The organism is Halalkalicoccus jeotgali B3 (genome assembly GCF_000196895.1).
GTDB lineage: Archaea > Halobacteriota > Halobacteria > Halobacteriales > Halalkalicoccaceae > Halalkalicoccus > Halalkalicoccus jeotgali.
In genome coordinates this window covers 143,462-169,015 of the sequence record NC_014298.1, presented here as the reverse complement: position 1 = coordinate 169,015, position 25,554 = coordinate 143,462, and the positions used below count along the sequence as shown (strand labels likewise).

The following is a 25,554-nucleotide window of genomic DNA, read 5'->3' as shown; positions in this document are numbered from 1 at the left end:
AACGTCAAGGGCGGATTTCGTACCACCCGATCGCTCTCCTGTGATGAGAGGGGGACCCTCCCGACGTTGAATCGCCGAGCCGACGAGTTCGCCTGACAGTATATTTCTCGCGTCGATTGTATCAAAACTCATTTTTATCATATCCGAGGGTCTATCCTGACAAAACGATACCTCGGTAGTCGCTACTGACCGTTTGCTAGTCGTGAATAAGGTCCCTCGCGGCTAACCGCTTATCCACGCAGTGCTTTAGGGAACGGGGATCGTTCCGACACCGCGGATCGCCTGTGACTACGCCCGAAACAGTCCGAGGAGGTGGCGGGAATGCTGCTTACCGTAATCGGCTCCCATCGAAGCAGGGATAACAGCCCGTACGTCGTCCAGTTGACGACACTCGTAGGGGGAGTAGCGTCATCACACGCGTCAGGTCAAAAGACACACGAAATGATTGATCTGCCTTGAGGGACTAGCCCCTCTATGATCGAGGTCACATTTGAAGACGAAAACGACGAGATAACGACGGTTCATGCCGATGAGGCGAACATAACTCCTCGAGAGCGCTATCTCCAGATACGGATTGCAGCGGATGAACACCAGATCGATATTCCGACACGGAGGGTGATTACCGTCGAGCGTGATCTCGATGGGGTAGGTGAGGACGAACGGACAGCAAGCGCCCAGTATCTCTAAGTTATACCCCTTACGACGGTAGCTATCGAACCGACCGCTGAACACTGGCCACTTCGGACCCAGTGGCCGAGTATAGACACTGTAGAGACGCCCCGAGGACGACGCGAACTGCCCGCTACCCATCTCTAGAACGGTTCTGTTCATCCTCAGCGTTCCAGAACTATCGGTAGTTACGTTAGACGCCCTTGCTATGAGCGTTGCACAGTAACTCGCGTATCCAATCGCTTGCAGATCAGTTGTCTCATCGGCTCGATCCCGTTTCAACTCGATACCAAGAAGATCCCGCCCATAGCGAACTGCCTGTCCCCGAGCATCCTTCGTTTGCGTTTAGCCCTTGTCCTGACAAGCTTTGATCCGCAAAGCCGGGGAAGAGATTTGAACTCTTGACCAACTCCTTACAAAGGAGTTGCTCTGCCAAGCTGAGCTACTCCGGCGCTATGGTAGCGTTTCGATTAGTGCCGTAAAAAACGTTCTATTGGCTCTACGAACACCATTTGAGTAACAAGAACAGTGTGCTGCATAGAGAGCATTTACTTGTCAGACCATACCATGTCAACTTCTATCTCGGGGGGCGTCGTAGCACTCTGCTATGACAAAATCAACCGTGTGTCTCTCGATCCACTTCGACGCCGTATCAACGTGGCTCTGGTCGTACGATTCGTGGAACAGCCCAACGAGACACTCCCGTGGCGTGTACGGTGCGGAGGTGGGGGCTCCCCGGTTGCTTGAACTCTTCGAGCAGTACACTCTCCCATCCACGTGGTGCATCCCAGGTCATACAATCGAGAGCTTTCCAGAGATCTGTGAGGAAGTCTATGCACAAGGACACGGCGTTCAGCACCATGGATGGACACACAAGGGGCCCTCGACATACGAGAGCAAGGACGCAGAACGGTCGGACATCGAACGAGGTATCGAGTCCATTCGTGACCTCACCGGCGTGAAACCGGTCGGGTACGCCTCACCAGCTTGGGATTTCTCCGAGCACACGCTCGACATCCTACAGGAGCTGGGTTTCGAGTGGGATTCGAGTGTCATGGCAGCAGATTTTCGACCGCACTATCTTTACGGAAGGTGGGCCGCCCCCGAAGACGGCCCGTACCAGCGTGGTGAGCCGACGGACATCGTCGAACTACCAGTGTCGTGGGAACGTGACGATTTCCCCCCGTTCACTTATACGTGGTCCCGGCCCCACCGAATGGGGTACGTATCAGAGGACACCATCTTCCAGAAGTGGTACGATCAATTCGATTGGATGTACGACCACGTCGAGGACGGCGTGTTCGTATTGACGTTGCATCCGCAGGTAATCGGTCAATCGCATCGACTGATGCGACTCGAAGCGTTCATTCAACATGTTCGTTCGAAGCCCGGAACGAGGTTCGAGAAGATGTCTCACGTCGCAACCGAATTTCGCAACGCGAACCCTCGGAAAACCGGTTGAGTGCCTCTCCGGCAACCATGCATAGAGACAGGAACAACGACAAAAAGTCTCTGTGGCGGTTTTTCGAGGGCGCTGGATTCAGCACGTCACTTCTCTCACCCGCCAAGAGTTCCACCAAGACCAACCGTCACACTACCTCTGATCTATGTCACTTTCTTGTGCAACACTGGAACATGGGTGAAAGGCGGGTGTTGCACAAGGTGAGAGAACTCAGACGTTTTTGGCGACTACGTCCATGTTGCCTCTGACCGCCCACGTTACGTTAAAGTGATTGTGAGGCCATAGCCGAAGTAGCCAGCCATAAATGACGATTTTTCAATATAATCAACACCGTGAGACCGCGAAGATGAACCGCGTCAAGCCTACTGATTAACTATGTGGACCGAGACACCGACTCATGGATAGTCAGTCGATTGTCTCGCAAGCGAAGTTAATAAAAGCCATATTCAGCGAAAAGAACATCACTTTCTTGGCCGGGAGCATCGCCTATAGTGCGTTCGTTTCGCTCGTTCCACTTCTCATGTTCGTCCTCCTTGCAGTCTCGTTCGTTGATCCCCAACTGCAGCAGCAAGTCATCGACGTCGCGACTAACAACATCTCTCCGTCAGTTGGTGGCGTCATCGAGGTTATGATCGAACAGCAGTCAGGCGCCGGCGCCGGTTCGACGATTACCGCGTCGATAATCGGGATACTCACTCTCGTTTGGGGTTCACTCAAAGTGTTTCGTGGGATAGACACTGCTTTCTCAGAGATCTACGAGACGACCGCTCGGGAGTCGTTTACCGGCCAAATCAAAAACGGTCTGCTAATGCTCGTTACACTCACGCTGGGGATCGTTGCGGTGGTCGTTGCCACCAATATTGTCGCGTTTTTTTCGTTCGTTCCGTTCATCGAGTTCGTGGTGCCACTCGTACTTGTCGTAGGCCTCGTTATCGCGTTCTTCCCGATGTACTACCTCTTCCCGGAAATCGACGTCGAACCCCGAGATGTGCTTCCAGGGACACTCTTTGGGGCCATCGGGTGGGCGATTTTGCAGGTCCTGTTTCAGGTATACGCCTCTCTGGGTGGGGGCGACAGCAATCTCATCGCGAGCATCCTCTTGTTAGTCACCTGGCTGTACTTCAGCGCCGTCATTCTGCTGTTGGGTGCAGTGATTAACGCAGTCCTCATCGGTCGCGCGAGCGGGATCGTCGAGACAGAGACTGACCCCTCGACGCGCGAGGTAGATCGAACGTGATCGAGAGACTGCAAGCCATGAGTTGAGACGACTCTCCGTGAGCCCCTCCCGATCACATCCGATGAACGAGCCGCCGACCTCGAAACCCCAACTCGAGGCCAGCGGCGGCGGTCGTGGCCGTCCCCCTTTCAGATGAACCCTATGTGGGGTCGAAGCATAGCGAGGGTCCGAGTGGTATCAACGACGAAGTGTACCGACGTCTGTACGGAGTTGGCTGCCAACTCGAAGACCGAGACGAGCCGTTAGTCATTGATAACGTTGAAGACGGTCCCATCACCGAACGCTAGAACTCCCCGAGGGTGTCCGCCTATCGCTGCTGGAGAGCCAAACCCTGTTCGGGGACGGTCAACGCCATCGCCAAGAGGTCGCCCGTCGCCAATTATGAGTCGACCTGAGCCAGTCTGGTGTTATATCAGACACACTCACCGCGTATACCATGCAATAAGTTGACAAGCCTACTGACCAATATAACACTATGCATGACCTCACTGGCTTCCAGCGGGATCTGCTCTACGTCATCAACGGGTTAGACGATCCGCATGGCCTCGCACTCAAAGCCGAGCTCGAAAGCTACTACGAGACAGAGGTTCATCACGGGCGACTCTATCCAAACCTCGATACGCTCGTCGACAAAGGGCTCGTCGAGAAATCGTCGATGGATCGCCGAACGAACCTCTACAAGCTTTCGGCACGTGGCCATCGAGAACTCGACGCTCGTCGGGAATGGGAACAGCAGTACCTCCGTGAGACCATCAGTGCTGCCTGACAGCGCTGCTCACCCGATCACACGGCGGCTGATCGGCACGCATCTCTTGTCTCGGCTGTAACGACGGCTACGAGGTGTTGCATACGAGCCGGATCGTACGCCGTACGGTCGTATCGATTCCGGTTGCTTCGATGAGTATGCACTCGAAGTACATTCGTCGTGATCGTCTCGGATGCCACGCCGAACGATGAGGTAAGGGCCGAGATCAATGCTGTTCGATCGGACATCACTTTTGCGAGGATCCTCAAGCGAGAGGAATAGACGCGATAGAATTCAACCGACACAAGCACACAGGATCGCCAGACAGCCAGCGCGGACTACTCAGCACTGAAGGCGATATTTGTTGTTCTGATCCCTATCGGTAGAGGATAGCTTCCCGGAACCGCACGAGATGGCTATCGCGACTCGCCGCTGGAACAGCATCACTGTCGACGAATCCATACTGGTCGTCCGATAGCGCGTTCAGACAACTCGCAAGTGCGTCGATGTTCTGTTGTGCAATGAGACCGCTTTTCCCGGGATCGTGCTCAGCAATCCGAATATTCTCTTCAATACGGGCCGCGTTGAGAACGACGACGTTTGTGTTATATCGTCGAAAGACGTGTGCAAACCGGTCGAGAACGGACAGAATATCCTGCAGGCGGCTCGTAGAACCATCCGTATCGAAGAGACTCGCGCCTGGTGGGAAGAGCGACGGATACCCCTCGGAGTCTGTCAGTTCCGTGGTGAGCCCGTTTCGATGTGTTTCCGTCAGCAGTGTCGTTACAGCTCCCTCAGCAGCCGAGGACAGATCTTCAGGGATCTCGATCAGGAGGTACTCCGCAGTCAGGTCATCGGGTGAGATCGGAGTAGTGTACTGTTTCGACCGCTGGTGGGAAATCGGAAGGCGCCGCAAAGCGTCTATAAAGACTGACTTGAGGGCAGGCATACGTACAAGACTCTACACCGGATTCATCGGTAAATGCTTCTATCGAATGATACAAACAAAATAACACCGAAAATAAGAGTGCTCCAATCGATTACGCGACCGACAGCAGACTAGCACACATCGGTCGGTTGTTGACCAGTTCGGGAGCCCTCTCATCGGTGAGTAGGCGCTTGTCACTGAAACGGTCACACACTACGTATTCCGGTTGCTCGGCCTATCACCACCGGGATTCACACTATCTCTATGGAGTAGTGAACGCAACGACTAGAACGAGCAAAACGAACGAAACGATTAAAATGAATTCGATGATACCGTCTCGGAAGTCGATGGGTCCCGTCTCTGCGAGCGATCGGTCGAAGGAAGCGGTGCTTGTACTCCCGACGAACTCACGATGGTCCTGCCCTGTTCCGTTGTCCGTCCCGTTGCCAGTGGTTATGATTCGTCGACCTCGTGTAACGTACCCTTTACTGGAGAGTTGCTATGGAACAAAACAAATCCCCGACATGAGACAGGGAGTGTTACCAAGGACTACTACGCCGAATACGAAAGTGGGCAGTAAGGATAGACGATCAATACAGATCCGAAGTCAACAGCCGAGACGGTCCCCGGTTCCATAGAACCGGCCAGGATCCTGCACTGGTGTTTTATGCGATGCACGCATCCGAGAGGGTATGTCAATGGATAGCGATCCAGTCGAGCGTTCGATACTCGATCGATTAGCGCAGTGCTCTACGTCCGCAGTAGCGGACACGAAACACGAGAGCGTGGAAACGCTGGCCTCCGACATCGAGCCGGTCCATTCCGACTGCACGTTCGCCGGGACGGTCCGGACAGTCGTGCTTGATCCGTCGGCGCTCTGGGCGCCCGTCCAGACCCTCGATACTGCTCACGAAGACGAGGTTCTCGTGGTCGATACGAACGACAACGTTGAGGAGGCCGTCTGGGGCGAATTGCTCTCGACGTACGCAACGGCCATCGGCGTGAGAGGGATGGTCACAAACGGAGCCGTCCGGGATATCGCCGGGGTTCGAGACCTCGGCTTTCCCGTCTTTGCACGGGCAGTCACGCCTCATGGGCCGAGCGGACGTGACGAAGTCGAGCGGAACGTTCCGGTCACGGTCGGTGGTACCTCGATCGACTCGGGAGACGTGCTTGTCGGTGACGAATCCGGAGTGGTCGCAATCAACCGCGATGCCGTCGAGGAGGTCACCACGGCCGCCGAGACGGTCGCTCGGACGGAACGGGAGGTAGACCGGTTGATCGACGAGGGCCAATCGCTCGAAGGGGCATTTGACGACGCTGGGATGGACTAGTTCGTACCTCGACACCGGATCGTCATAAGACCTCATATAGTTCCACAACCGACAGTACCGTGCATACCTTTACCAAACACTCCGACCAATTATGACGATAGCATATGAGTTACACATCGACCATCACGGGAGGATCACAGGCTTTCGAGTCGATTCCGGAAGTCCTCGCGAAGGCCAACGAGGAGAAAACCGGCGACCAGCTCGCAGGGATCGCCGCGGACTCCGAGGCCGAGCGGGTTGCCGCAAAGGATGCGCTCAGCCGACTCTCGCTCGAAATCCTTCGGGAGTCCCCCGCGGTACCGTACGAAGACGACGAAGTGACTCGAGTGATCCAGGACGCGGTCGACGAGGCAGTGTACGACCGGATCAAGGACTGGACGGTCGCCGACCTCAGGGAGTTCCTCCTCGACGATCGGACCCGCGAGGACGATATCGATCAAATTCGCCCAGGGCTGACCAGCGAGATGATCGCCGCCGCCGCGAAGGTCATGTCCAACCTCGATCTGATCCAGGCGACGTCGAAGATGCGGGTCACCGCTCGCTGCAACAACACCATCGGAATGGACGGAACGCTCTCGTTTCGCCTTCAGCCGAACGACCCCGCCGACGACGTCGAGAACATCCGCCACTCGATCCGAGAGGGGCTCTCTTATGGGGTCGGCGACGCCGTCATCGGACTGAATCCGGTCGAAGACACCGCCGAGCAGACAAAACGGCTGCTCGAGGTAACTAAAGAGTTCATCGAGGCGTGGGAGGTTCCGACACAGAACTGTGTCCTCTCACATCTCACAACCCAACTCACAGCCGTCGAGAACGGCGCGCCCGCGGACCTCCTGTTCCAGAGCCTTGCGGGCACCGAAGCGGGCAACGAGAGCTTCGGCATCGACGTCGACCTCCTCGAGGAGGCATACGAGTTCGGACAGGACCACTGTACGGCCTCGGGTCCAAACGTCATGTACTTTGAGACCGGGCAGGGGTCCGAACTGTCGGCCGACGCGCACGCCGGCATCGACCAAGTCACGCTTGAAGCGCGTTGTTATGGCCTCGCGAAGCAGTACGACCCGTTCATCGTGAATACGGTGGTGGGGTTCATCGGGCCCGAGTACCTCTACGACGGGAAGCAAGTCATCAGAGCCGGACTCGAGGACGTCTTCATGGGCCAACTTACCGGCCTCTCGATGGGGATCGACGCCTGCTACACGAACCACATCCAAGCCGACCAGAACGACATCGAGAACCTGGCCGTCCTGCTGACGGCGGCCGGGTCGAACTATTTCATCACCGTTCCGATGGGCGACGACACGATGCTCAACTACCAGTCGAACAGCTACCACGACGCCGCGGCGCTCTGGGACGTCTTCGATCTCCGACCGGCCCCCGAGTTCGAAACGTGGCTCGAAGAGATGGGGATCATGGAGGACGGGCGGCTGACGGCGAACGCCGGCGACCCGACGCGCTTCTTGGAGCACACAGATGAGTGACCCCCATCCCCACCACGTCGACGACCCCGCCGACGAAACGGCGCTCGAGCGTATCGTCGGTCGGAGTCCCTCCCGTCTCGGCGTGGGGCGGCGCGGAACGCGCCCTCGAACCTCGTCCGTGCTCTCGTTTCGGGCGGACCACGCCCGGGCTCGTGATGCGGTCCTCACGAAGGTCCCGAACGAGGTCATCGAGGAGAACGGTCTGTTGGCGATTCGGAGCCGGATCTCAGACCAAGACGAGTATCTCGCACGACCCGATCTGGGGCGACAACTGAGCGAGGGGACGCGGTCGACTATCCGCGAGGAGTGCACGCTCGATCCCGACGTACAGGTCGTCGTCTGTGACGGGTTGAGCTCGACGGCGGTCGAGGCGAACGTGCCCGATCTGCTGCCGACGCTCGTTCAGGGTCTCGAAGACCGGGGATTCGAGGTCGGAACGCCCCTCTTCGTGCGGTTCGGACGTGTCGACGTGATGGACGTGATCGGAGAGACCCTCGGCGCGAATGTCGTCGTGAACCTCATCGGCGAACGACCGGGGTTGAACACCGCAGAGAGCCTGAGTGCGTACCTCGTCTACGATCCACAACCGGGCGAGCCGACGGCGAAGAAATCGGTGATCTCGAACATCCACGCCGACGGGATCCCGGCGGTCGAAGCAGGGGCACAGATCGTCGACCTCGTCGAGACGATCTACGAGACACAGGCGAGCGGGGTCGACCTCGCGTGATCGCCGGAGGGTCCATGGCCGACGGTGATGCGCCGACCCTGACAAGCGTCGGCATCGACATTGGTACCACGACGACGCAAGTCGTCGTGAGCGAACTGACGATCGGGGGAGCGGCCCTCGGCGATCTCGGCGTCGAAATCGTCGACACTCGGATCGTCTACCGTGGCGAAATCCACGAAACCCCGCTCCTGGATCAACGCACGCTCGACGTCGAGGCGATCAGTGAACTGGTCGCCTCGGAGCTGGCGTGTGCAGACTGTCCCATAGAATCGATCGACAGCGGTGCCGTCATCGTCACGGGCGAGTCTTCCTACAAGGAGAACGCCGAGGAACTGGTGACGCGGATCGCCGACGACACGGGCGATTTCGTCGTCGCGGCGGCGGGTCCCGAACTGGAGGCGATTCTGGCGGGCAGGGGATCCGGTGCCGCGGCGCGCGCCGTGGCGACGGGCCGGGCACTACTCAACGTCGATATCGGTGGCGGGACCACCAACATGTGTCTGTTCGACGGCGAGGACGCCGTCGAAACGCGGTGTCTGGATATCGGCGGCCGCCTCCTCCGGTTCGACGATGACGGTCTCCTAACGCACATCTCGGAACCAGCAGCGCGGTTGCTCGCCGACGCGAACCTCACGATATCAATCGGGACTCGACCCGCGGATGACCAACTGTCCGAGATCGCGACAACGATGGCGGAGGCGATCGTTGATACCATCGACGGCAATCCCATTAGCCCGATGACGGAGTCGGTGACGATCGGTTCCTCGGACTACATGGACCATGACGTCGACGAGATCACGTTCAGCGGCGGGGTCGGCCGGTTGCTCGCCGATCCCGCCGATCGAGTCGGCGAGTCGCCGTTCGAGTTCGGTGATCTCGGGGTCATCCTCGCGACCACGCTCAAAGAGCGGATCGAGAGACGGTCGTTTCGGGTCATAGTCCCGGACGAGGATATCAGGGCGACCGTCATCGGTGCTGGTACGAAGGCGACGTCGTTCAGCGGGACGACAACCGATATCGACGCATCGCTTCTACCGGTGAAGAACCTCCCCGTCATCGAGGGACCCGTCGTCGACGCTGAACAGACTTTAGATGCTATCACGGACCGGCTGGCAGCATGTGTAACCCACGGAACGCAGGTATACGAGATCGCTGACGGAGCGCCGTTCGTGCTCTACTTGCCATCGATCTCTCCGTTGAGTTACGAGCGCATAGCAACCCTTGCCGAGGCGCTTGCTCAAGTGTATTCGCGACCGCTCAATGGCCAGCCGTGCATCATCTTGGCTCGACAGAACTGTGCCAAAGCTCTTGGGCAGCGACTCGAAACCGCCATCGAGACATCGATACCCCACGTTCTCATCGACGAGGTCGTCGTCACCGAAGGGGAGTATCTCGATATTGGTGAACCGGTCAGTGCTGGTGGACCCGTTCCCGTGATTATCAAATCTCTCGCATTCAACCAGCGTTCTTAGACGTGACCACTACTAGGAGTTCGTTCGGGTTTTCGTGAGGTGTGAAGGCGCGTAGTGAAGACCCCATGGACTGCGCTGAATTCGCTTCCAAGTCCGAGCGGTGGGTCTCCATCCCATCGGTCTCTCGCTATCGGGAGAAATATATTAGCTCTTTGATATATTTTACACTGAGTGCTCGGACCTCATTTATTCGTTTATCGATCCCCTGTTGTTTATTTTGGATACTGGAAGACTGTTCCCTTAAAGATCGTAGGCCTGAACGGTCCTTTGATCCTCGTTCGTATCTGTAGTGAGTCGTCAGTTCACCGTTTGAGCGGAGCGTTCACTATCCCCGTCGGGGACGCAGATAACGAACTCGGTCGCGTATGTACCTGCGTAAACATCGGCAACCGGGTAGTCCGGTCCAAATGAAACGAATCTGGGTATTAAATTTCGGATGTGGAGGTGCATCAATCGAGTCGCCAGTACTTTCATCACTCTCATTTTTCCTAATATTATTTATGGATATTTCAAATAAAACTATTTATTTGAAATAAGTATAATATAAATAATGGATTCCGATAGCACATCGGACGCGGTCGAGTCGGTGCCAGAGGGAACGAATATCGAAGAGTTAGGCGTGTCCGACCAGGTCTTGCTCAGCGGGATACCACAAGCCGTCTTCATGATCGACGTCGAAGGGAAGGTCAGAGCGTGGAATCACGGGATGGAAGAGCTCACTGGCATCCCCGCCGATCGTGCACTCGACCGTGCAGACATCGGTATGATGCTCTACGACATCCCTGAAGACACGATGATCGAGCAGGTACTCGCCGCACCCAAGCGTGCCGACGAAGTCTACGGACTGCGGCTCGAAGATCGGTCACGTCACCTGTACGTCAAGGAAGACCGTGTCAGCGATCATAGCGGTGACGTTGCGCGGTACGCCCGCATTACCGTGATGCCGCTCTACGAGGACGACGAACTGGTCGGTGCTATCGAAATGGCACAAGACCTGACCGAGGAGCGCCAGCGCCAGGAAGCGACCGAGGCGCTGGTCGATGAAGTATCGACGACGCTCCAAGCGCTGACAGCCGGTCACCTCGACGCGCGTGCGTCGTTTACTGACAGCGACACTATCGACTCCCATCTGCTCGGTGTCGTCGACGAGGTGAACAAGATGGCCGACAACCTCCAGGACGTCGTGGTCCGCGTTGACCAGCAGGCAGCCGTCCTTGATGAGTCCGTTAAGCGAGCAGTCGCTGCCTCGAGCAATATTGCCAGTAACGTCGATAACCAGAACGACCTACTGATCGAGAGTGTCAACGATATGCAGTCGTTCTCGGCGAGTATGGAGGAAGTCGCCGCTACCGCCGAACAGGTCGACACCGCCGCCGAGACTGCTCGTAAGGCAGCCAACGAGGGGCTCGACGCCTCCGAAGACGCTCGAACCGCAACCGAGGAGGTCACCGACCTCGGTGAGGAACTCGTCGAGAGCGTCACCGACCTCGGCGAACGGATGGACGACATCGAGAACGTAGTCGAGGTCATCTCCGACGTGGCCGAACAGACCAATCTGCTGGCCCTGAACGCCAACATCGAGGCGGCCCGTGCAGGCAAGGAGGGAGAGGGGTTCACCGTCGTTGCAAACGAGGTAAAGTCGCTGGCCAACGAGACGCGCCAGCACACGGAGCAGATCACGACGAACATCAACGAATTACAAGCACAGACCGATTCTACCGTCGGCGCGGCCAAGCAGTCTCACCACCAGATAGAGGCCGCAAGCGACCAAATATCGGATGTATTGGCGGCGCTCGGAGATATTGCGACGGCCATCGACCAGTCCGCGGACGGTATTGCAGGGGTTTCGCAGGCGACCGAAGACCAAGCGGCGACAGTCGAGGAGCTGACCGCGACGTTAGAAGAGGCGCGCGAACACGCATCAGAGACGGAGGGGGCTGCGGACAACATCGTAGCGGCGACGGACGACCAGACCGAGGCCATCGCCGAATTGAAAGCCCGCGTTCGGCGCCTCCGTGACGACCAGTCGGACACCGAGGGAGGGACCGAAGCGGTCTGACGGCAGCACCGACGCCAGTTCGAGTCCGAACCATGATCCCACCCACAGCGTCAGTTCGTTGCGCTCTGTGTTCTCTCCGCCGTTCGTTTCTCGGCCATAGTCGATACGAACGTTCGGGCTGTAGTGATGCGGGCTATGACGGTGGAAGAAGCCGTGATGATGGACGGAGCAGCTACCAGTGGTGTCGTTCTACAGAAAGAATATGTCCTAGCTGAACGTTAAGACCTTCCATCCCCTCGGAGGGTGACAGGCATGAGAGGAGGAATATTTAACAGACGATACGTGCTGGGAAGGGTCGGAGCGCTACTCGGCAGCAGCGTCTTCGCTGGAGCCGTCACCGGTGACGAACACGGGACTGAAAGGACCAAGAGTGCCGATAGAACGGGGACGAAGACGACATACGAGGGGATCCTCGAAGGGGATACGCAACGCGATACGTACACCGTTGAGGTGACTGCAGGGGAGGGAATCGAGATCGAGATGACGGTTCAAAACCTCCAACCGGGTCAGGATGCAAGGATGACACTCGTTGCTCCCGACGGGACTGAGGTCGGCGAACTCCCCACCGACAACCCGAACCGAGGTGCATACGCAACCAACGCAGAGGAGTTCCCCGATCTCGATTCGGTCGTGGGCGGCGATGTCGCCGAACAGACGGGCCACTACTGCGTTCGCGTGACTGGCATCGATGCTTCAGCTACTGAATCTATCGAGTACACACTGTCGATCGAGACGGTCGCACTCGATCGATTTGATCCGAACGAGCGCCGAGAGGACGCCACTCCGTTCGAAGCAAGCGAAACTGTCGAGGGCGTTATCACCGGCTACGACCACGATTGGTTCGCCGTCGAGGTGGACGAGAACGACGAACTCACGATCGATTACGAGATCGTTCAAGAGGCAGACTTGTTCGATCAGGCGCTCGTCCTGTATACGCCCGACGATGAAACCGTCGAGGTCGATGGTTCACAGGCAACCGTGAGGACAACAACTGGAACGTATTACTTGCATATCGGTCCTGACGACGAGACGACTGCCGCGGATCTGCTCGCGAAGGAAACCTATCGACTGACGATTAATACCGGTGGCGAGGAATCCGAACCCTCGGAAAGCACACAGACGACGAACGAGGACTGCAAAACCGATAGCTAATCCAAGCGCCTCGTCCGTGTCCATAACCAACGCTTCTAGTCGAAAAGCGTTTGTCACTGGCTTCAACGAGACGTAGTTGCGCTGGTCCGCTGTACCGAGTACGCTATCCGCTGGCTCAGAGGTGCTACAGTCCTCGTCTCCGATTGGCACTTTCCGTTGATCGGACTGCAAGAGGATGACCTGGATCGTTTACTAGACCATGACAGCGCCACGCTCCTCTCACGCAACCACTACTCTCTCAAATCGCCATAGAGGGATCCATGGGTTTTCGATCCAGACACTTCATCGTCGGTTTCGTCGCCCTTACCGCGTTCATCTTCGCCGTCGTCGTCGTACCGATCGGCTTCGAGCGGTTCATGCTGTGGGCAGACCCCCTCGATACCCCCGAATCGCTAACGGAACGTCCCGATACGGAAACGAATTTTTGTACGACGGTAACAGAGACCGTGACAACTGGAATCCAGTTACTCGTTCAGGCACCTTCTCGGCGTAATCGACCACGGATAGTTCCTAAAACTACGTCAGGAGTCCACGACCTGGATGGGGCTCACGTAGTAGTATCCGAGTCGGTATCTTGGTCTACGCTCTCGGCTTCGTCTTCGGCATCGGACTGGACGTCATCCATATCGAGATCGGTCCCGAGTTGGTCTTCGTCAACGGCGGATTCCAGCGTCTCCTTGTCGGTCACTGCACCGACTCCTTTCTCATCAACAGCTGATTTGATCTGATCAGTATCGATTGCCGTATCGACGTTACTTCCGTTCGTATTCGACTTGAGGGCGCGTTTGATGACGACATAACCGACGGCGGCAGCGCTGCCAGTTGCAATCGCACCGGGGATACCAGCACGTTTGTACCCGAACGTTAGCGCTTTCTTACCGAGCGTCAGTCCAATCATTGTATCTAGGCTCTCTAGCTGAAGGGACTAAAGAGCAAGGCAATCAGTCGCAAGTCGACTACCTCACGGAGAAACGGGCACGGAGTACGATCCCGTCGCAAACGAGTGCCTCCTCGTAGAGAACTGATCCCGTAATCGGCCATGCCGTTCTTAATAAACGGCGTCGGACGGATCGAAGAGGCGCCATATTCCAGTATGAGTTACGCTTCGCCGATCGGCGCAAACCAACGATATACCGACTCGACGAGGTCTCAGGCCTCGTCGAACAACTCCTCGCCTGAAACCATATGCTCCTCGACGGCATCCAGGTCGAGCGTCAGCCCGAGACCCGGCTTCTCGGGGACCGCCATCCGGCCGTCCTCGATGAGGTCGTCTTCCTCGACGAGGTCTTCCCACCAGCCCAGCTCGTAGGAGTGGTACTCCAGTGCCAGCGAGTTGGGGATGGCGGCAGCGACCTGCGCGCTCGCCATCGTTCCGATCGGTGAGGAAACGTTGTGCATCGCAATTGGTACGTAGTAGAGATCGGCAAGGATCGCGATCTTCATCGTTTCGCGCATCCCCCCGACCCGCGGCAGGTCGGGTGCGAGGATGTCGACCGCTTGCTCCTCGAGCAGTCGGCGCTGGCCGTGGGTTCGGTAGACGTTTTCCCCGACCGTGATCGGCGTCGCAGTGAACTGGGTGATCTCACGCTGGACGTCGTGGTTCTCCGGCGGAACGGGGTCTTCGAGCCACCAGACGTCGTAGTCCTCGAGCGCGGTCACGAGACGTTTGGCCGAACCAGCCGAAAAGGACCAGTGACAGTCGAAGGCGACGTCGGCCCGATCGCCGACACGTTCGGTGACTGCCTCGACGATCTCGACCTTGTGGTCGACCTCCGGACCGCGCAGGTGGCGGTTCGCGCGGTCCTTTTCGTGGCCAGAGGGGACGTCGAGGTCGAACTTGATCGCGTCGTACCCGAGTTCCTCGACGACGCGCTCGCCCTCGTCGGCACAGGCCTGCGGGTCGGCCTCGTTTTCGGTGTGAAGGTCACAGTAGACGCGCACCTCATCGCGGTACTTCCCGCCGACGAGCTGGTAGGCGGGGACGTCGAGGAGCTTGCCCGTAATGTCGTGGAGCGCGATCTCGATCCCGGAGATCGCCGAGATGGTCTTACCTGAGATCGAGCCCTCGCCGGACATCTTCTGAATGAGGTGTTCGTACAGGCGGTCGATGTCCATCGGGTTCTCACCGATGATGAAGGGAGCCATCCGCTCGATAATCTCGGCGTCGCCGCCACCCCAATAGCACTCGCCGTTACCGATGATGCCCGCGTCAGTGTAGACGCGCACGAGGATCCACGGGTAGTTCCCGTCGACCATCGTCGTCTGGACGTCGGTGATCTCGACGTCCCGCTGGCCGCGGTCGGCAGTTAACCCCATCGTCTCGCCTGAAAGGTCCCGCATCGTATACTCTGCGTTGGGATCGTGGAGGTCCCGATAGTTAGGCATGCACTCGTGACATCTACAGTGGGATATTTCAGGGTTGTTATCGAAGGCTTCCCTATTGGGTTCCGTCGATACGTTGTCTGCACCCTGCGACCGGTTCCTCGAGTCTCCCTCTTACCCCACTATTGTTCGTCGCTATCGGCTTTGTGAATGAATCAGCCTGCCATATATTCATAAAGATAAATGTATTTCTTTCATGGGAATCACCGTAGCTAGCAATCCGTGACGAGAACAACCAGACGAGTCCTCAGAATTTATGTAAGAATTCACTCAAATAAAACCGGATTGTATCAAGTGTTTTGAATAGCATCGATACTGATCCAGGAAAAGGTAACGGAAAGTAAAAACATTCTTTATATTCTATTGACACTTACTGAGTCTATGCGTCTCGTACAAGTGCTTATCCCCGACGGAGATCGAATGAACGTTCTTGCGGCACTTGATGACGAACGGATCGATTATGCGATCTATGAAGAGACTGGCCGCGGGGAGTTCGAAGCGTTGGTTTCCTTCCCACTCCCCGATGCCGGAGTTGAACCCGTACTTGAAAAGCTGTATGCTGCAGGCATCAAGGAACAGTCCTATACGATTGTTCTGCCGACGGAAACAGTCGTCTCCGAGCGAATAGACTCCCTCAAAGACCGCTATCAGGGCCATCGTATTGCACGCGACGAACTCATCGCACATACCGAAGACCTTGCCCCTGCAGCCTCGACGTTCTTCATTTTCCTCATCGTGAGTACGCTCATCGCTACGACAGGGCTGCTTCTCGACTCGGCGGCAACTATCATCGGCGCAATGGTCATCGCCCCGTTGATGGGGCCCGCTATCTCGGCCAGTGTCGGAGCAGTGTTGGCCGACTCCGATATAACATCTCGTGGTGTGACACTGCAGATAACCGGTTTGCTCACTGCAGTCCTAACGGCTGCCGGCCTTGGAATACTGTTGAAAGAGACTGCCCTGTTACCGCCGGTAGACATCCGAACGATTCCACAGGTGCTTGAACGGACTTCCCCGAACTTTCTCTCGCTGTTTCTCGCACTCGGATCCGGAGTTGCCGGCGCTGTAAGCATTATCCGAGGGTCGGGATCGGCACTCGTGGGAGTCGCCATCGCGGTGGCACTGATCCCGCCTGCTGCCACGGCAGGTCTCGGTCTCGCATGGGGCAATCCAGGGGTCGTCCTCACTGCTGGCGTTCTTGTCCTAGTGAACCTGCTTGCGATCAATCTCTCGGCACTCATTCTCTTATGGGTCGCCGGCTACCGTCCTGAAAAGGCCGAGCAGACGATTCAGGCACGTCACGATGTCCGTGTTCGGATCGGAACTATCGTTCTTAGCCTGCTTCTCCTCTCCGCTGTCCTCGGTGCGGTCACTTGGGCATCCTTCGAAGTTGGAACTGTCGAGACTAGCGCCAATATCGAAGCCGAAGCGATGTTCGATAGCAGCCAGTTTGGTGACTTGCAGTTCGAGTCAACGACGGTCGACTATGATATCGACGATGTCCTCCTCGGAAATCCAGCTGAAGTGACCGTTGTCGTCTCACACGGTCCGAACACACAACTACCACCTGACGTAGCTCAGCGTCTCGACGACCGCCTAACGAATGAGACAGGAGAGGAAGTCGCTGTTGACGTTGAATTCGTTCGGGGTCAGAGTTCAACCTAATCAGGTATCTGTTTCTATCCCTCGAAAGTAGCTTGATTGATTTTGACTATACGGACAGACCCCAGTACAGAATCCTCTATCACACATCACCGTCCCACGGCTGACTCGTCGCATATGGATGCTTTTCAAACGGACTATCTAATGGATCACCGTCGAGATCGGTCTATACTGTACTACTTGAACGCCTGCATCCGGATATTCTTAGTCGCCGCAGCGTCGCTGCCATGTTCAATTCAGGGTCGGGATCGGAGAGGAGCTCACACGTGATTGGTTGAGCGACCGTTGGAAGAATCGTGGTGGGCCATCCTCAAACGAAGGAACAGATCGGAAACGGTTGACCACAACGTATCGATTCAGGATGCTGGGTGCTCCCATCCGCGGGTGGTCAAAACAGCGTACTAATCGGGCGGGCGCTGGCTCGACCGACCGTGCAAGCCCATACTGATGTGGAACTGAGGCTATGCGGAGAGCAAAGCAAATAGCGTCAGCGAACCAATGAACGCCATGTTTTCGAACAAGAATAAAGACGATACGCAAATAGAGCACTCTCACTGTGGCGTTCGGGAGGGATCCCTCTCGCGTGACGACTAGCCGGGACTCGCTTTGGCTATCGGATTCTGCGAGTTGGCGGGAATCGTTCCAGGAGCTCTCACTGCGGAAGACATCGCTGTCCTCACTGAGAGTGATGCTGTTGAGCCGTCGCTTTCTCCCCCCGGATGGGTTGTTCCGTTGGTATGGAACGTTCTCTATGCACTGATGGGTGTTGCGCTCTATCTCGTGTGGCGGGATGCCCGCAGGACACCTGCTGGTAAAATCGGACGCCGGGTTTTTCGTCGCTCAGCTCGGCCTCAACAGCGCGTGGTCGTTCGTCGTCTTCGGCTCTCGGGCAACCGGTGGACGAGGGTATCTCGTTGGTTTCGTGATGTTCGTTCCCTTGGTGATCGCGGTCGTTATGACACTACTCGCGTTCGCCCGCGTCAGTCTCCGCGCAGCAGTCCTCCTCGTGCCCTACCTCGCGTGGATCTCGTTCGCTACTGTTCTTAACTACCAAGGCTGGCGGCTTAACTCCTGAGTGTCGATGCGTGTCCGTACAGACTCGTCACGGATCGACTCCGCTCGCGATAATCCACTCGGTAAGACGAGTATCACACCTAGTGTGTCGTCGACGGGATCTACGCATACCCCCGAAGCCGATCCTGAATCGCTCGGTCGTCTGTGCCCGACACCGATCGACTCACTTCTCTGTCAACGAAGTCCTCACCGGTGATGCTCGCTACTTCCAGTGATGGATACTGCGAGCGCATACTCGCGTCTTCAGGCGCGAAAGGAGGTCGATTCGTATGTGAACTGCCGAACGGACATCGATCGAACGTCGGCAGTGAGCGAGTTAGACGTGTGCTACTGTGACGGACGCACAGTTATCACGATCGCCTTCATCAACCACGGTAGGATTATCGTGACCACGTTCGGATATTTACTACCGACACGAGGAATCGTCTTTTCAAGCACGTCGACAACGGAACTCACTGCCCGCGCCGACGCCGACATCGTCGGGCTCGCCCAGCGTGCCGAATCGCTCGGCTACGATTCGGCGTGGGTCGGCGACAGCGTCCTCGCGAAACCACGCCTCGAGCCACTTGTTACGCTCGGCGCGATTTCGGCGGCGACCGAGTCGATCGGGGTAGGAACTGCGGTGTACCTGCCGGTGCTCCGCCATCCGGTCCACGTCGCTCACATGACGGCAACGCTTGACCAGTTGAGCGGTGGTCGCCTGTCGTTGGGCGTCAGACCACCCGAACGTGAAGAGATGCGACAACTCGGTATCGACGACGAGCGCCGCGGGGCGACCCTCAACGAAGCGCTTGCCGTCGTGTCCGAGCTCTGGAAGGGGGCTACAATCGATTACGACGGCGATCACTACTCCCTTGAGGACGCGGCAATCGGATTCGAACCGGCACGAAAGCCACCAATCTACGTTGCATCGGCGGCCTTCGATCCGAGTAGCGGGTTTCCAGGGACGATACGGCGTCGCCTCACAAATCATGGAGACGGGTGGCTTCCGATCGCGATGGCGCCCGAGACGTATGCTGGAGGCTTAGATCACATTCGAGAGTTGCTCGTCGAGGCCGGCCGACCTGCCGAGGCGATAACGCCGGGGTATTATCTCGACGTAATCGTCGCTGACTCCGAGTCGGAGGCTCTCGATGACGCACGTGAGTTCTACCACAATTACTACGGAGAGCAGATCACCTATCAGTCCGACCGGTCACTCTCCGATGCGAAGATCCGGAAACGCGGTGCGTTCGGGACGCCAGCGGCGGTCGAATCGCTATTGGCCGACTACATAGAGGCAGGTGTCGAACAGTTCGTCGTCAGGTTCCCCACCACCGATCAGCGTCGTCAGCTGGGAGTATTCTCGTCGATCGCCAGTACAATACAATAACAGGACCGGTAATATCTCCCAGTAAACGCCGATCAAACACGGTCGAAACGATCTATCTAGAGTGATCTGGTCACTGTTTCCCTTCGAGTATCCTAACGTGATTTAGCGCACCAAGAGCAACCTCACTACCGTCGATGGAGGCGACAATGACTCTATAGGGGTCCACCATTGTTCAGTAGTGGTATACCGTTGGTTCCGTTGAAGCTCTACTTCACATCTATTCCCGAAGGATAGCTGCTCACGGCAGGCATGGGCCGTCAACTACGTTCAGGAGTTGTCATATATTAACAGCGGTCGCTGCTCATTCGATTTCTAAGGTTCCGGTACTTTCCCCATCGTCGTCACTAGTCTCGTCCCATTCGAGTTCAAATTCGATGCTTAACTCTCCGGGACCGTTCGTTGGGCCTTCGCGTTCGGCTTTGACTTCGAACGTCGGTTGGGCGGGTGGCTCCATCGTGACGGATTCGGATCCCGCTTTCAACGTAATGGCGCTCCCCTCTTCGAGTTTCTCAGCAACGCTTCGGAAGTATGAGGCGATCTCATCTCGGCTTTGAGTACTCTCGGACTTGAACAGGACTTCTTCGGGCATACGCTCTTCTTTACACGCCCATTGGGATAAGTGTGTTCGCTGTAGTGATCACTAGGTGTACGAAGTATTTATCTACGATTATTTATAGAACGGATGAGAAAGCATACGGTGCCTCAATCAGCAGCAGAATGGATCCCTCACAGATCTTTCGCCACGAGTGTAGGTGGTTCTCTACTCACGAACTCTCTCGATCGCCTCCCGTGTCGATTATCGGGTGTGTCCACCACCGAAACCGATCTCTAAAGCGCAAGGTGTTCTGATACGCATCTCGTTCGTTGCATTCGTTTTGGTCGTTTGTATCGTTTAGTTCGTTGCAGGCGTTTCTATTAGTAGTACCTTGAGAGTGTTAGTGTTCTGATGGGGTCGGCTGACGTTGATGAATAGGATCTGCTTGGTCTATAAGCCGGCCACCGTTGTGACGGGTATTGATCACAGCGATTACCGGGACAATGCTCGATGCGACTGTGGCCGGCGTATCGGCACCCGGATAGAGTCCAACCGGGGTCACAATCCGTTCCCGATCACGTCGGGAACGGTCGATTCCCGCTTTTCCGACCGTACACGCTTTGTGGTTCGACGTTGACGACCGTCGTGACCCCGAGAGAGGATTGTATTCGAGGGACTGTCTGATACGCTCTCCAATCCTGGATGTGGTGATACTCCACGAATCCACCGCCGTATACATGGATTGGCTATTCGACCGGCACATATATGTGTTACCGTCACACATGAACGATCCATACCCATGGAAATAGACATTACCTTGAATGGGGCTAAACGAACGTTCGAAGCCGAACGCTCGGACTCGCTCCTCGATGTCCTCCGATGCAATGGCTATACCGGCGCGAAACGCGGCTGTGATACGGGTAACTGTGGATTCTGTACCGTAGTCGTCGACGGCGAACCCGAACGTTCCTGTATCAAACCGGTTGCTACCATCGACGGGGCAACAGTCGAGACGATCGAGAGTCTGGGCACCCAGGACGACCTCCATCCCATCCAAGCCGCATTCGTGGACAACGCTGCCCTCCAGTGTGGGTTCTGTATTCCCGGGATGATCATGCAGACACGGAGCTTACTCGCAGACACTCCCGATCCCACCGAAGCGGAGATCCGTGATGGACTCTCGGGCAACCTCTGTCGGTGTACCGGCTACGAGAAGATCATCGATGCCGTACAGGACGCCGCCGGACGGATGAACGACGAGCAAACCGTCGCTACCGACGGTGGCGACACAGTCGTAGCTCCGAACGCGTGTTCGAACGACGGGTGTCCCCGCGGTGAACGCAGATGAGCAGAACCGACGAGCCAACCGAAAGCGACGACCAACAACAGTCCTCGTCGGCCGAAACCGACCATCCACTCGAATGGGACGAGAGCCCGAACAACCGAAAGACGGCGGGCGAGCGACAGGCCGTCTCCAAACGGGAGGAGAAAACCGATGCTCGAAAGATCGTCACGGGTGAATCGAAGTACACCGCCGACTACGCGCGGAACTTCCCTACTCTCGCCGAGGCGGCCGTTTTGCGGTCGGATATCGCACACGGATACGCAACCGAGATCGATACGAGCGCCGCCGAGGGGATGGACGGCGTTTATGCGGTTATCACACCGGACTCCGAGGAGGTGCCTGATACGACGTACACCTCCGCAGGACAGTCCTATCCCGAGCCGAGCCCGTGGGATCTGACCGTCCTCCGACGAAAGGTGCGCTTCGTCGGCGATCCGATCGCCGCGGTAGCGGCCACGGACGCCAGCACTGCGGATAAGGCTATCAGAGCGATCGACGTCACGTACGAGAAACTGGACGCCGTCTTCGACACGGAAGCGGCGATGGAGCCCGACGCGCCGCAGATACACGACGCCGACCGGGTGGAGAACAGCCAGCCGGGCGCGGACTACGAACGGAACATTGAGGCCCACACCGATGGCGAGATCGGTGACGTGGATGGCGCGTTCGAGGAGGCGGCGACTAGGGACGACTGGATCGTCACCGAAACCGAGTGGGAGACGCCGTATCAGTCCCACTGTGTCCCCGAGCCGCATACGACGATCGCCCATCGCGACGAGGACAACCGGTTTCACCTCATTACGAGCACGCAGGTCCCGTACCATACGCGCCGACAACTCGCACATCTGTTCGACGTTCCGATCCGGGATATTCGGGTGAGCAAACCGCGGATCGGTGCCGGGTTCGGCTCCAAGCAGTCGATGCTGATCGAGCCCATCACGATGGCGTTGATGCTGGCCGCCGACCGGCCGGTGAAACTGGAGGCCACGCGCCGCGAGGAGTTCTACGCGATGCGATCGCGACGTCCCGCCCGCGTTCGGCTCCGAAGCGTCGTCACCAAGGAGGGCGATATCGAGGCACTCGACATGTCGGCGATCACAAACTCGGGTGCGTACGGCCCACACGGGCTGACGGTCACCGGCTCCATCGCGACCAAGCCCCTGCCCTTGTACACGCATACGCCGAACATCCGCTTCGAGATGAAGGCCGTCCACACGAACCTCCCGATCGGCGGTGCGATACGCGGCTACGGAGCGCCACAAGGCCACTTCGCGCTCGAGGGCCACATGGACGAGGTCGCCGACGAACTGGGAATCGACTCCCTCGAACTCCGCTCGCGGAACCTCATCGGACATGGCGATCTCGACACCGCGTCGGGCGTCACGACGAACGGCGAGCACGTCCGTCGGATCCGCTCGTGCGGTATCGACGACTGTATCGCCGCGGGGAAGGCGGCCATCGGCTGGGACGACATCGAACAGCCCGACGAGGACCATCTCCACCGCGCCTGTGGCGTCGCCCTCACCGCACAGAAAAGCGGCGTCGCTGGCGACGAACTCGGCGCCGCACACATCAAGATGAACGAGGATGGCTCGTTCATCCTGCAGACCGGGGCCGTCGATATCGGTCCCGGAGCCGACACCGCGATGGCCCAGATCGCCGCTGAAGTGCTCGGCGTCGAGCCGGCGGACGTCCTCGTCCAGCCCTCGGATACGGACGTTTCGCCGTTCGACTACGGTGCGTACGCCTCCTCGACGACGTACGTCACCGGGAGTGCGGTAAAAGAGGCCGCCGAGGACGCGAGAACACAGCTCTTCGAGTTCGCCTCGCGAATGCTTGCGGAGCCGGCCGAGGTCCTCGAAGCTCGCGACGGAGCGGTGTACTCCGAGCAGACGGGCGAGTCGGTGCTAATAGAAGAGATCGGCTACGAGTCGATCTACGGCGACGAACTGCGCGCACAGGTGATGGGACAAGCGAGTTTCTCGACCGACGAGTCGCCGCCACCCTTCGGCGCGCAGTTCGCCGACGTGACCGTAAACGAGGAGACCGGCGAGTTCGAAGTCCACAAACTCGTCTTCGCGGTCGACTGTGGCGTCGCGATCAACCCCGACCTCGCAGAGGGGCAGGTCGACGGGGCGATGCACATGAGCTACGAGCTGGCTACCTCCGCGGGGCTCTCGTTCGACGAGGACGGCAGGCCCGAGACGCTCGGCTTTCGTGAGTACGGGATGCCGACGACAGCCGATCAGCCGCCGCTCGAATCGATCCTCGTCGAGACGCACGAACCGACGGGGCCGTTCGGCGCGAAGTCCGTCGCCGAGATCCCCGTCAACGGCGTTCCGCCGGCGTTGAGTAACGCGATCCGTCGTGCGGTCGGGGTTCGAGTCAACGAGCTTCCGATCACGGCCGAGAAGATACGGGCACAACTCGACGAGAGCTGATCGAACTCGAAACGGGTTCAGGGGATCGACTGAATCGATATGACGGTCACTAATACTATGACAGATATACTGATAACCAACGGAACGATTATTACCCAGAACGAGGACAGGCAGATCATTACTGAGGGTGCGGTCGCAGTGACTGACGGCCGGATTACCGCTGTTGGTTCGGCCGATCGTCTCGGGGCCGAAACGTCGCCGGCTCGGATTATTGACGCCGAGAGAGGGGCAGTGATACCGGGATTAATCAATGCACATACACACGTTTCCGATATCTTTCTACGAGGAACATTCGCAGAGGGTCGGGGTCTGTACGATTGGCTGTTCAATGTCAAACAACCAGCGCTGTTCGAGATGCAGCCCGAAGAGCACGCACTCGCAGCGCGGTTGTACTGTATCGAAGCGTTACGGTCGGGAACCACGACGTTCGTCGAGAACGATACGGCACTCGACTGGACGGATCTCGACCCGACCCGGCGCAAGCTCGACGTGTACGCGGAGATGGGAGTACGGAACATCTACGGTGCCGGAATCAGGGACCTTCCGCCGGACGAGGGGTTCGAGCAGTTGTTCGCTGACATTACAGCGCACGATCCCGATTCGGTTCATCCTGGCCCCGGTGCGCTGATCGTGGAAACCGAAGACGCCCTCGATAACACCACAGCCCTCATTGAGGAGTTCCACAGCGAAGGCGGGAGGCAATCGGTTTGGCCGGCGCCCGCAACGCTCGCGACGACCACGGCCGACGCCCTCCGAGGTGCGTATCGTCTCGCCGAGGAGTACGACGTGATGACGACCACTCACGTCGCGGAAGCGAAAGCCGAAGTCAGAGAGCGGGGTGCGCTCTCGAGCATCGAATATCTCCGTAACATCGGGTGTCTGGGCGAGCGTGCGCTGCTCGGTCACTGCGTGCAGACGAACGCACGCGATATCCGATTACTCGCGCGGACCGGCACCGCAGTCGTGCACAACTACCGGGCGAATATGCGACTCGCGACCGGGTTCGCGCCGGTCGCTTCGATGCTCGATACTGGCGTGCTGACAGCGATCGGGACGGATAACTCGATTCTGAACGACACTAGTAACGTCCTGTCCGATGCGCGTGCTGTCGCGACCGCACACAAAGGATATCATCAGGACCCCAGCATTGTTCCGGCACAAAAGGCGTTCGATATGGTGACCTGCGATGCTGCTGCAGCCATCGGCCACGCCGATACCCTCGGCTCGATAGAGACGGGAAAGCAGGCCGATATCGCCATTATCGATCTCGAACAGCCACATCTCACACCAGCACCGGATCCCGTACACGCACTCGTCTACGGTTCACAGGGGTCGGAGGTAGAGACCGTTCTTTGCGCAGGGACGGTCGTGATGAATGGTCGAGAGATAGTCCGTATGAAGACGCCGCTTCCCGAACTTCTCACGGACGCTACAGCTACCGCCGAACGGATCCTCAAGAGAGCTGGGATCGAGTAAC

Annotated in this window: 20 protein-coding genes, 1 tRNA gene and 1 pseudogene; 17 read left to right on the top strand and 5 right to left on the bottom strand. The window is 57.7% G+C overall.

The features are described 5' to 3' along the window. The first annotated feature begins 474 nt into the window (after positions 1 to 474). The gene (locus HACJB3_RS15525; RefSeq protein WP_008413826.1) at positions 475 to 687 is read left to right on the top strand and encodes a hypothetical protein; all 213 of its coding nucleotides are present in this window, start codon (positions 475 to 477) and stop codon (positions 685 to 687) included. A gap of 360 nt (positions 688 to 1,047) precedes the next feature. On the opposite strand, the gene HACJB3_RS15520 is transcribed toward HACJB3_RS15525, so the two are convergent. After that, positions 1,048 to 1,121 (bottom strand) — tRNA-Thr (locus HACJB3_RS15520). 155 nt (positions 1,122 to 1,276) lie between these two features. Between HACJB3_RS15520 and HACJB3_RS15515 the strand changes: the two genes are divergently transcribed. The 3 genes from HACJB3_RS15515 to HACJB3_RS15505 all read left to right on the top strand — a co-directional run bounded on the left by HACJB3_RS15515 (position 1,277) and on the right by HACJB3_RS15505 (position 4,134). Beyond that, on the top strand, positions 1,277 to 2,131 hold the full coding sequence (locus HACJB3_RS15515; RefSeq protein ID WP_049934637.1) for a polysaccharide deacetylase family protein: 855 nt from the start codon (positions 1,277 to 1,279) through the stop codon (positions 2,129 to 2,131). A gap of 397 nt (positions 2,132 to 2,528) precedes the next feature. Beyond that, positions 2,529 to 3,368 carry a YihY/virulence factor BrkB family protein gene (locus HACJB3_RS15510; protein ID WP_008413830.1) on the top strand — a complete coding sequence of 280 codons (840 nt, stop codon included), beginning with the start codon at positions 2,529 to 2,531 and terminating at the stop codon, positions 3,366 to 3,368. A gap of 475 nt (positions 3,369 to 3,843) precedes the next feature. Further along, positions 3,844 to 4,134: a PadR family transcriptional regulator gene (locus HACJB3_RS15505; RefSeq protein ID WP_008413832.1), complete on the top strand. Its 291-nt coding sequence runs from the start codon at positions 3,844 to 3,846 to the stop codon at positions 4,132 to 4,134. Positions 4,135 to 4,489: 355 nt separating this feature from the next. On the opposite strand, the gene HACJB3_RS15500 is transcribed toward HACJB3_RS15505, so the two are convergent. After that, positions 4,490 to 5,062 (bottom strand): hypothetical protein, encoded by a 573-nt coding sequence (locus HACJB3_RS15500; RefSeq protein WP_008413833.1) that lies wholly within the window; start codon positions 5,060 to 5,062, stop codon positions 4,490 to 4,492. A gap of 671 nt (positions 5,063 to 5,733) precedes the next feature. Here HACJB3_RS15500 and HACJB3_RS15495 point away from each other — a divergent pair. From HACJB3_RS15495 to HACJB3_RS15470, 6 genes are all read left to right on the top strand, one after another. Further along, positions 5,734 to 6,375, top strand: coding sequence for an RraA family protein (locus HACJB3_RS15495; RefSeq protein ID WP_238532909.1), 642 nt, complete (start codon positions 5,734 to 5,736; stop codon positions 6,373 to 6,375). 104 nt (positions 6,376 to 6,479) lie between these two features. Beyond that, positions 6,480 to 7,856 carry an ethanolamine ammonia-lyase subunit EutB gene (locus tag HACJB3_RS15490; protein WP_008413837.1) on the top strand — a complete coding sequence of 459 codons (1,377 nt, stop codon included), beginning with the start codon at positions 6,480 to 6,482 and terminating at the stop codon, positions 7,854 to 7,856. Then, positions 7,849 to 8,583 (top strand): ethanolamine ammonia-lyase subunit EutC, encoded by a 735-nt coding sequence (gene eutC, locus HACJB3_RS15485; protein ID WP_008413839.1) that lies wholly within the window; start codon positions 7,849 to 7,851, stop codon positions 8,581 to 8,583. The genes HACJB3_RS15490 and eutC overlap by 8 nt, the downstream gene beginning before the upstream one ends. Positions 8,584 to 8,597: 14 nt before the next feature. Continuing rightward, positions 8,598 to 10,055 (top strand): ethanolamine ammonia-lyase reactivating factor EutA, encoded by a 1,458-nt coding sequence (locus tag HACJB3_RS15480; RefSeq protein ID WP_008413840.1) that lies wholly within the window; start codon positions 8,598 to 8,600, stop codon positions 10,053 to 10,055. 550 nt (positions 10,056 to 10,605) lie between these two features. Beyond that, complete coding sequence (locus HACJB3_RS15475; RefSeq protein WP_008413843.1) at positions 10,606 to 12,114, top strand: methyl-accepting chemotaxis protein; 1,509 nt, start codon at positions 10,606 to 10,608, stop codon at positions 12,112 to 12,114. A 282-nt stretch (positions 12,115 to 12,396) separates the two neighbouring features. Beyond that, on the top strand, positions 12,397 to 13,266 hold the full coding sequence (locus HACJB3_RS15470) for a hypothetical protein (RefSeq protein WP_008413845.1): 870 nt from the start codon (positions 12,397 to 12,399) through the stop codon (positions 13,264 to 13,266). A 547-nt stretch (positions 13,267 to 13,813) separates the two neighbouring features. Here HACJB3_RS15470 and HACJB3_RS15465 read toward each other — a convergent pair. Further along, positions 13,814 to 14,164, bottom strand: coding sequence for a hypothetical protein (locus tag HACJB3_RS15465; protein WP_008413849.1), 351 nt, complete (start codon positions 14,162 to 14,164; stop codon positions 13,814 to 13,816). Positions 14,165 to 14,415: 251 nt separating this feature from the next. Continuing rightward, on the bottom strand, positions 14,416 to 15,651 hold the full coding sequence (locus HACJB3_RS15460) for a mandelate racemase/muconate lactonizing enzyme family protein (RefSeq protein ID WP_008413851.1): 1,236 nt from the start codon (positions 15,649 to 15,651) through the stop codon (positions 14,416 to 14,418). Positions 15,652 to 16,029: 378 nt separating this feature from the next. On the opposite strand from HACJB3_RS15460, the gene HACJB3_RS15455 reads away from it, so the two are divergent. The 4 genes and pseudogenes from HACJB3_RS15455 to HACJB3_RS15445 all read left to right on the top strand — a co-directional run bounded on the left by HACJB3_RS15455 (position 16,030) and on the right by HACJB3_RS15445 (position 19,756). Then, a complete protein-coding gene (locus HACJB3_RS15455; protein ID WP_049934634.1) occupies positions 16,030 to 17,313 on the top strand; it encodes a TIGR00341 family protein in 1,284 nt (427 codons plus the stop codon). Positions 17,314 to 17,916: 603 nt separating this feature from the next. Next, positions 17,917 to 18,054: pseudogene (locus HACJB3_RS21115) on the top strand (TspO/MBR family protein); the annotation flags it as partial. A gap of 46 nt (positions 18,055 to 18,100) precedes the next feature. Further along, on the top strand, positions 18,101 to 18,385 hold the full coding sequence (locus HACJB3_RS19975) for a TspO/MBR family protein (RefSeq protein ID WP_008413854.1): 285 nt from the start codon (positions 18,101 to 18,103) through the stop codon (positions 18,383 to 18,385). 384 nt (positions 18,386 to 18,769) lie between these two features. Beyond that, positions 18,770 to 19,756 carry an LLM class flavin-dependent oxidoreductase gene (locus HACJB3_RS15445; RefSeq protein ID WP_049934688.1) on the top strand — a complete coding sequence of 329 codons (987 nt, stop codon included), beginning with the start codon at positions 18,770 to 18,772 and terminating at the stop codon, positions 19,754 to 19,756. A gap of 301 nt (positions 19,757 to 20,057) precedes the next feature. Here HACJB3_RS15445 and HACJB3_RS15440 read toward each other — a convergent pair whose 3' ends face one another. Next, positions 20,058 to 20,345 carry an amphi-Trp domain-containing protein gene (locus HACJB3_RS15440; RefSeq protein ID WP_008413856.1) on the bottom strand — a complete coding sequence of 96 codons (288 nt, stop codon included), beginning with the start codon at positions 20,343 to 20,345 and terminating at the stop codon, positions 20,058 to 20,060. A gap of 745 nt (positions 20,346 to 21,090) precedes the next feature. On the opposite strand from HACJB3_RS15440, the gene HACJB3_RS15435 reads away from it, so the two are divergent. From HACJB3_RS15435 to HACJB3_RS15425, 3 genes are read left to right on the top strand one after another with little or no spacing between them, the layout of a single operon-like run. After that, positions 21,091 to 21,639: a (2Fe-2S)-binding protein gene (locus HACJB3_RS15435; protein ID WP_008413857.1), complete on the top strand. Its 549-nt coding sequence runs from the start codon at positions 21,091 to 21,093 to the stop codon at positions 21,637 to 21,639. After that, entirely contained in the window at positions 21,636 to 24,077 is a 2,442-nt protein-coding gene (locus HACJB3_RS15430) for a xanthine dehydrogenase family protein molybdopterin-binding subunit (protein WP_008413858.1), read from the top strand. Before HACJB3_RS15435 ends, HACJB3_RS15430 begins: the two co-directional genes overlap by 4 nt. Positions 24,078 to 24,116: 39 nt before the next feature. Next, on the top strand, positions 24,117 to 25,553 hold the full coding sequence (locus HACJB3_RS15425; RefSeq protein WP_008413859.1) for an amidohydrolase family protein: 1,437 nt from the start codon (positions 24,117 to 24,119) through the stop codon (positions 25,551 to 25,553). Position 25,554: the final 1 nt, after the last annotated feature.

What these genes read in the sequence shown, in the direction of transcription:
- HACJB3_RS15525 (WP_008413826.1), top strand. Translation starts at nt 475, where the DNA reads ATGATCGAGGTCACATTTGAAGACGAAAACGACGAGATAACGACGGTT.
- HACJB3_RS15515 (WP_049934637.1), top strand. Translation starts at nt 1,277, where the DNA reads ATGACAAAATCAACCGTGTGTCTCTCGATCCACTTCGACGCCGTATCA.
- HACJB3_RS15510 (WP_008413830.1), top strand. Translation starts at nt 2,529, where the DNA reads ATGGATAGTCAGTCGATTGTCTCGCAAGCGAAGTTAATAAAAGCCATA.
- HACJB3_RS15505 (WP_008413832.1), top strand. Translation starts at nt 3,844, where the DNA reads ATGCATGACCTCACTGGCTTCCAGCGGGATCTGCTCTACGTCATCAAC.
- HACJB3_RS15500 (WP_008413833.1), bottom strand. Translation starts at nt 5,062, where the DNA reads ATGCCTGCCCTCAAGTCAGTCTTTATAGACGCTTTGCGGCGCCTTCCG.
- HACJB3_RS15495 (WP_238532909.1), top strand. Translation starts at nt 5,734, where the DNA reads ATGTCAATGGATAGCGATCCAGTCGAGCGTTCGATACTCGATCGATTA.
- HACJB3_RS15490 (WP_008413837.1), top strand. Translation starts at nt 6,480, where the DNA reads ATGAGTTACACATCGACCATCACGGGAGGATCACAGGCTTTCGAGTCG.
- eutC (WP_008413839.1), top strand. Translation starts at nt 7,849, where the DNA reads ATGAGTGACCCCCATCCCCACCACGTCGACGACCCCGCCGACGAAACG.
- HACJB3_RS15480 (WP_008413840.1), top strand. Translation starts at nt 8,598, where the DNA reads ATGGCCGACGGTGATGCGCCGACCCTGACAAGCGTCGGCATCGACATT.
- HACJB3_RS15475 (WP_008413843.1), top strand. Translation starts at nt 10,606, where the DNA reads ATGGATTCCGATAGCACATCGGACGCGGTCGAGTCGGTGCCAGAGGGA.
- HACJB3_RS15465 (WP_008413849.1), bottom strand. Translation starts at nt 14,164, where the DNA reads ATGATTGGACTGACGCTCGGTAAGAAAGCGCTAACGTTCGGGTACAAA.
- HACJB3_RS15460 (WP_008413851.1), bottom strand. Translation starts at nt 15,651, where the DNA reads ATGCCTAACTATCGGGACCTCCACGATCCCAACGCAGAGTATACGATG.
- HACJB3_RS15455 (WP_049934634.1), top strand. Translation starts at nt 16,030, where the DNA reads ATGCGTCTCGTACAAGTGCTTATCCCCGACGGAGATCGAATGAACGTT.
- HACJB3_RS19975 (WP_008413854.1), top strand. Translation starts at nt 18,101, where the DNA reads ATGCCCGCAGGACACCTGCTGGTAAAATCGGACGCCGGGTTTTTCGTC.
- HACJB3_RS15440 (WP_008413856.1), bottom strand. Translation starts at nt 20,345, where the DNA reads ATGCCCGAAGAAGTCCTGTTCAAGTCCGAGAGTACTCAAAGCCGAGAT.
- HACJB3_RS15435 (WP_008413857.1), top strand. Translation starts at nt 21,091, where the DNA reads ATGGAAATAGACATTACCTTGAATGGGGCTAAACGAACGTTCGAAGCC.
- HACJB3_RS15430 (WP_008413858.1), top strand. Translation starts at nt 21,636, where the DNA reads ATGAGCAGAACCGACGAGCCAACCGAAAGCGACGACCAACAACAGTCC.
- HACJB3_RS15425 (WP_008413859.1), top strand. Translation starts at nt 24,117, where the DNA reads ATGACGGTCACTAATACTATGACAGATATACTGATAACCAACGGAACG.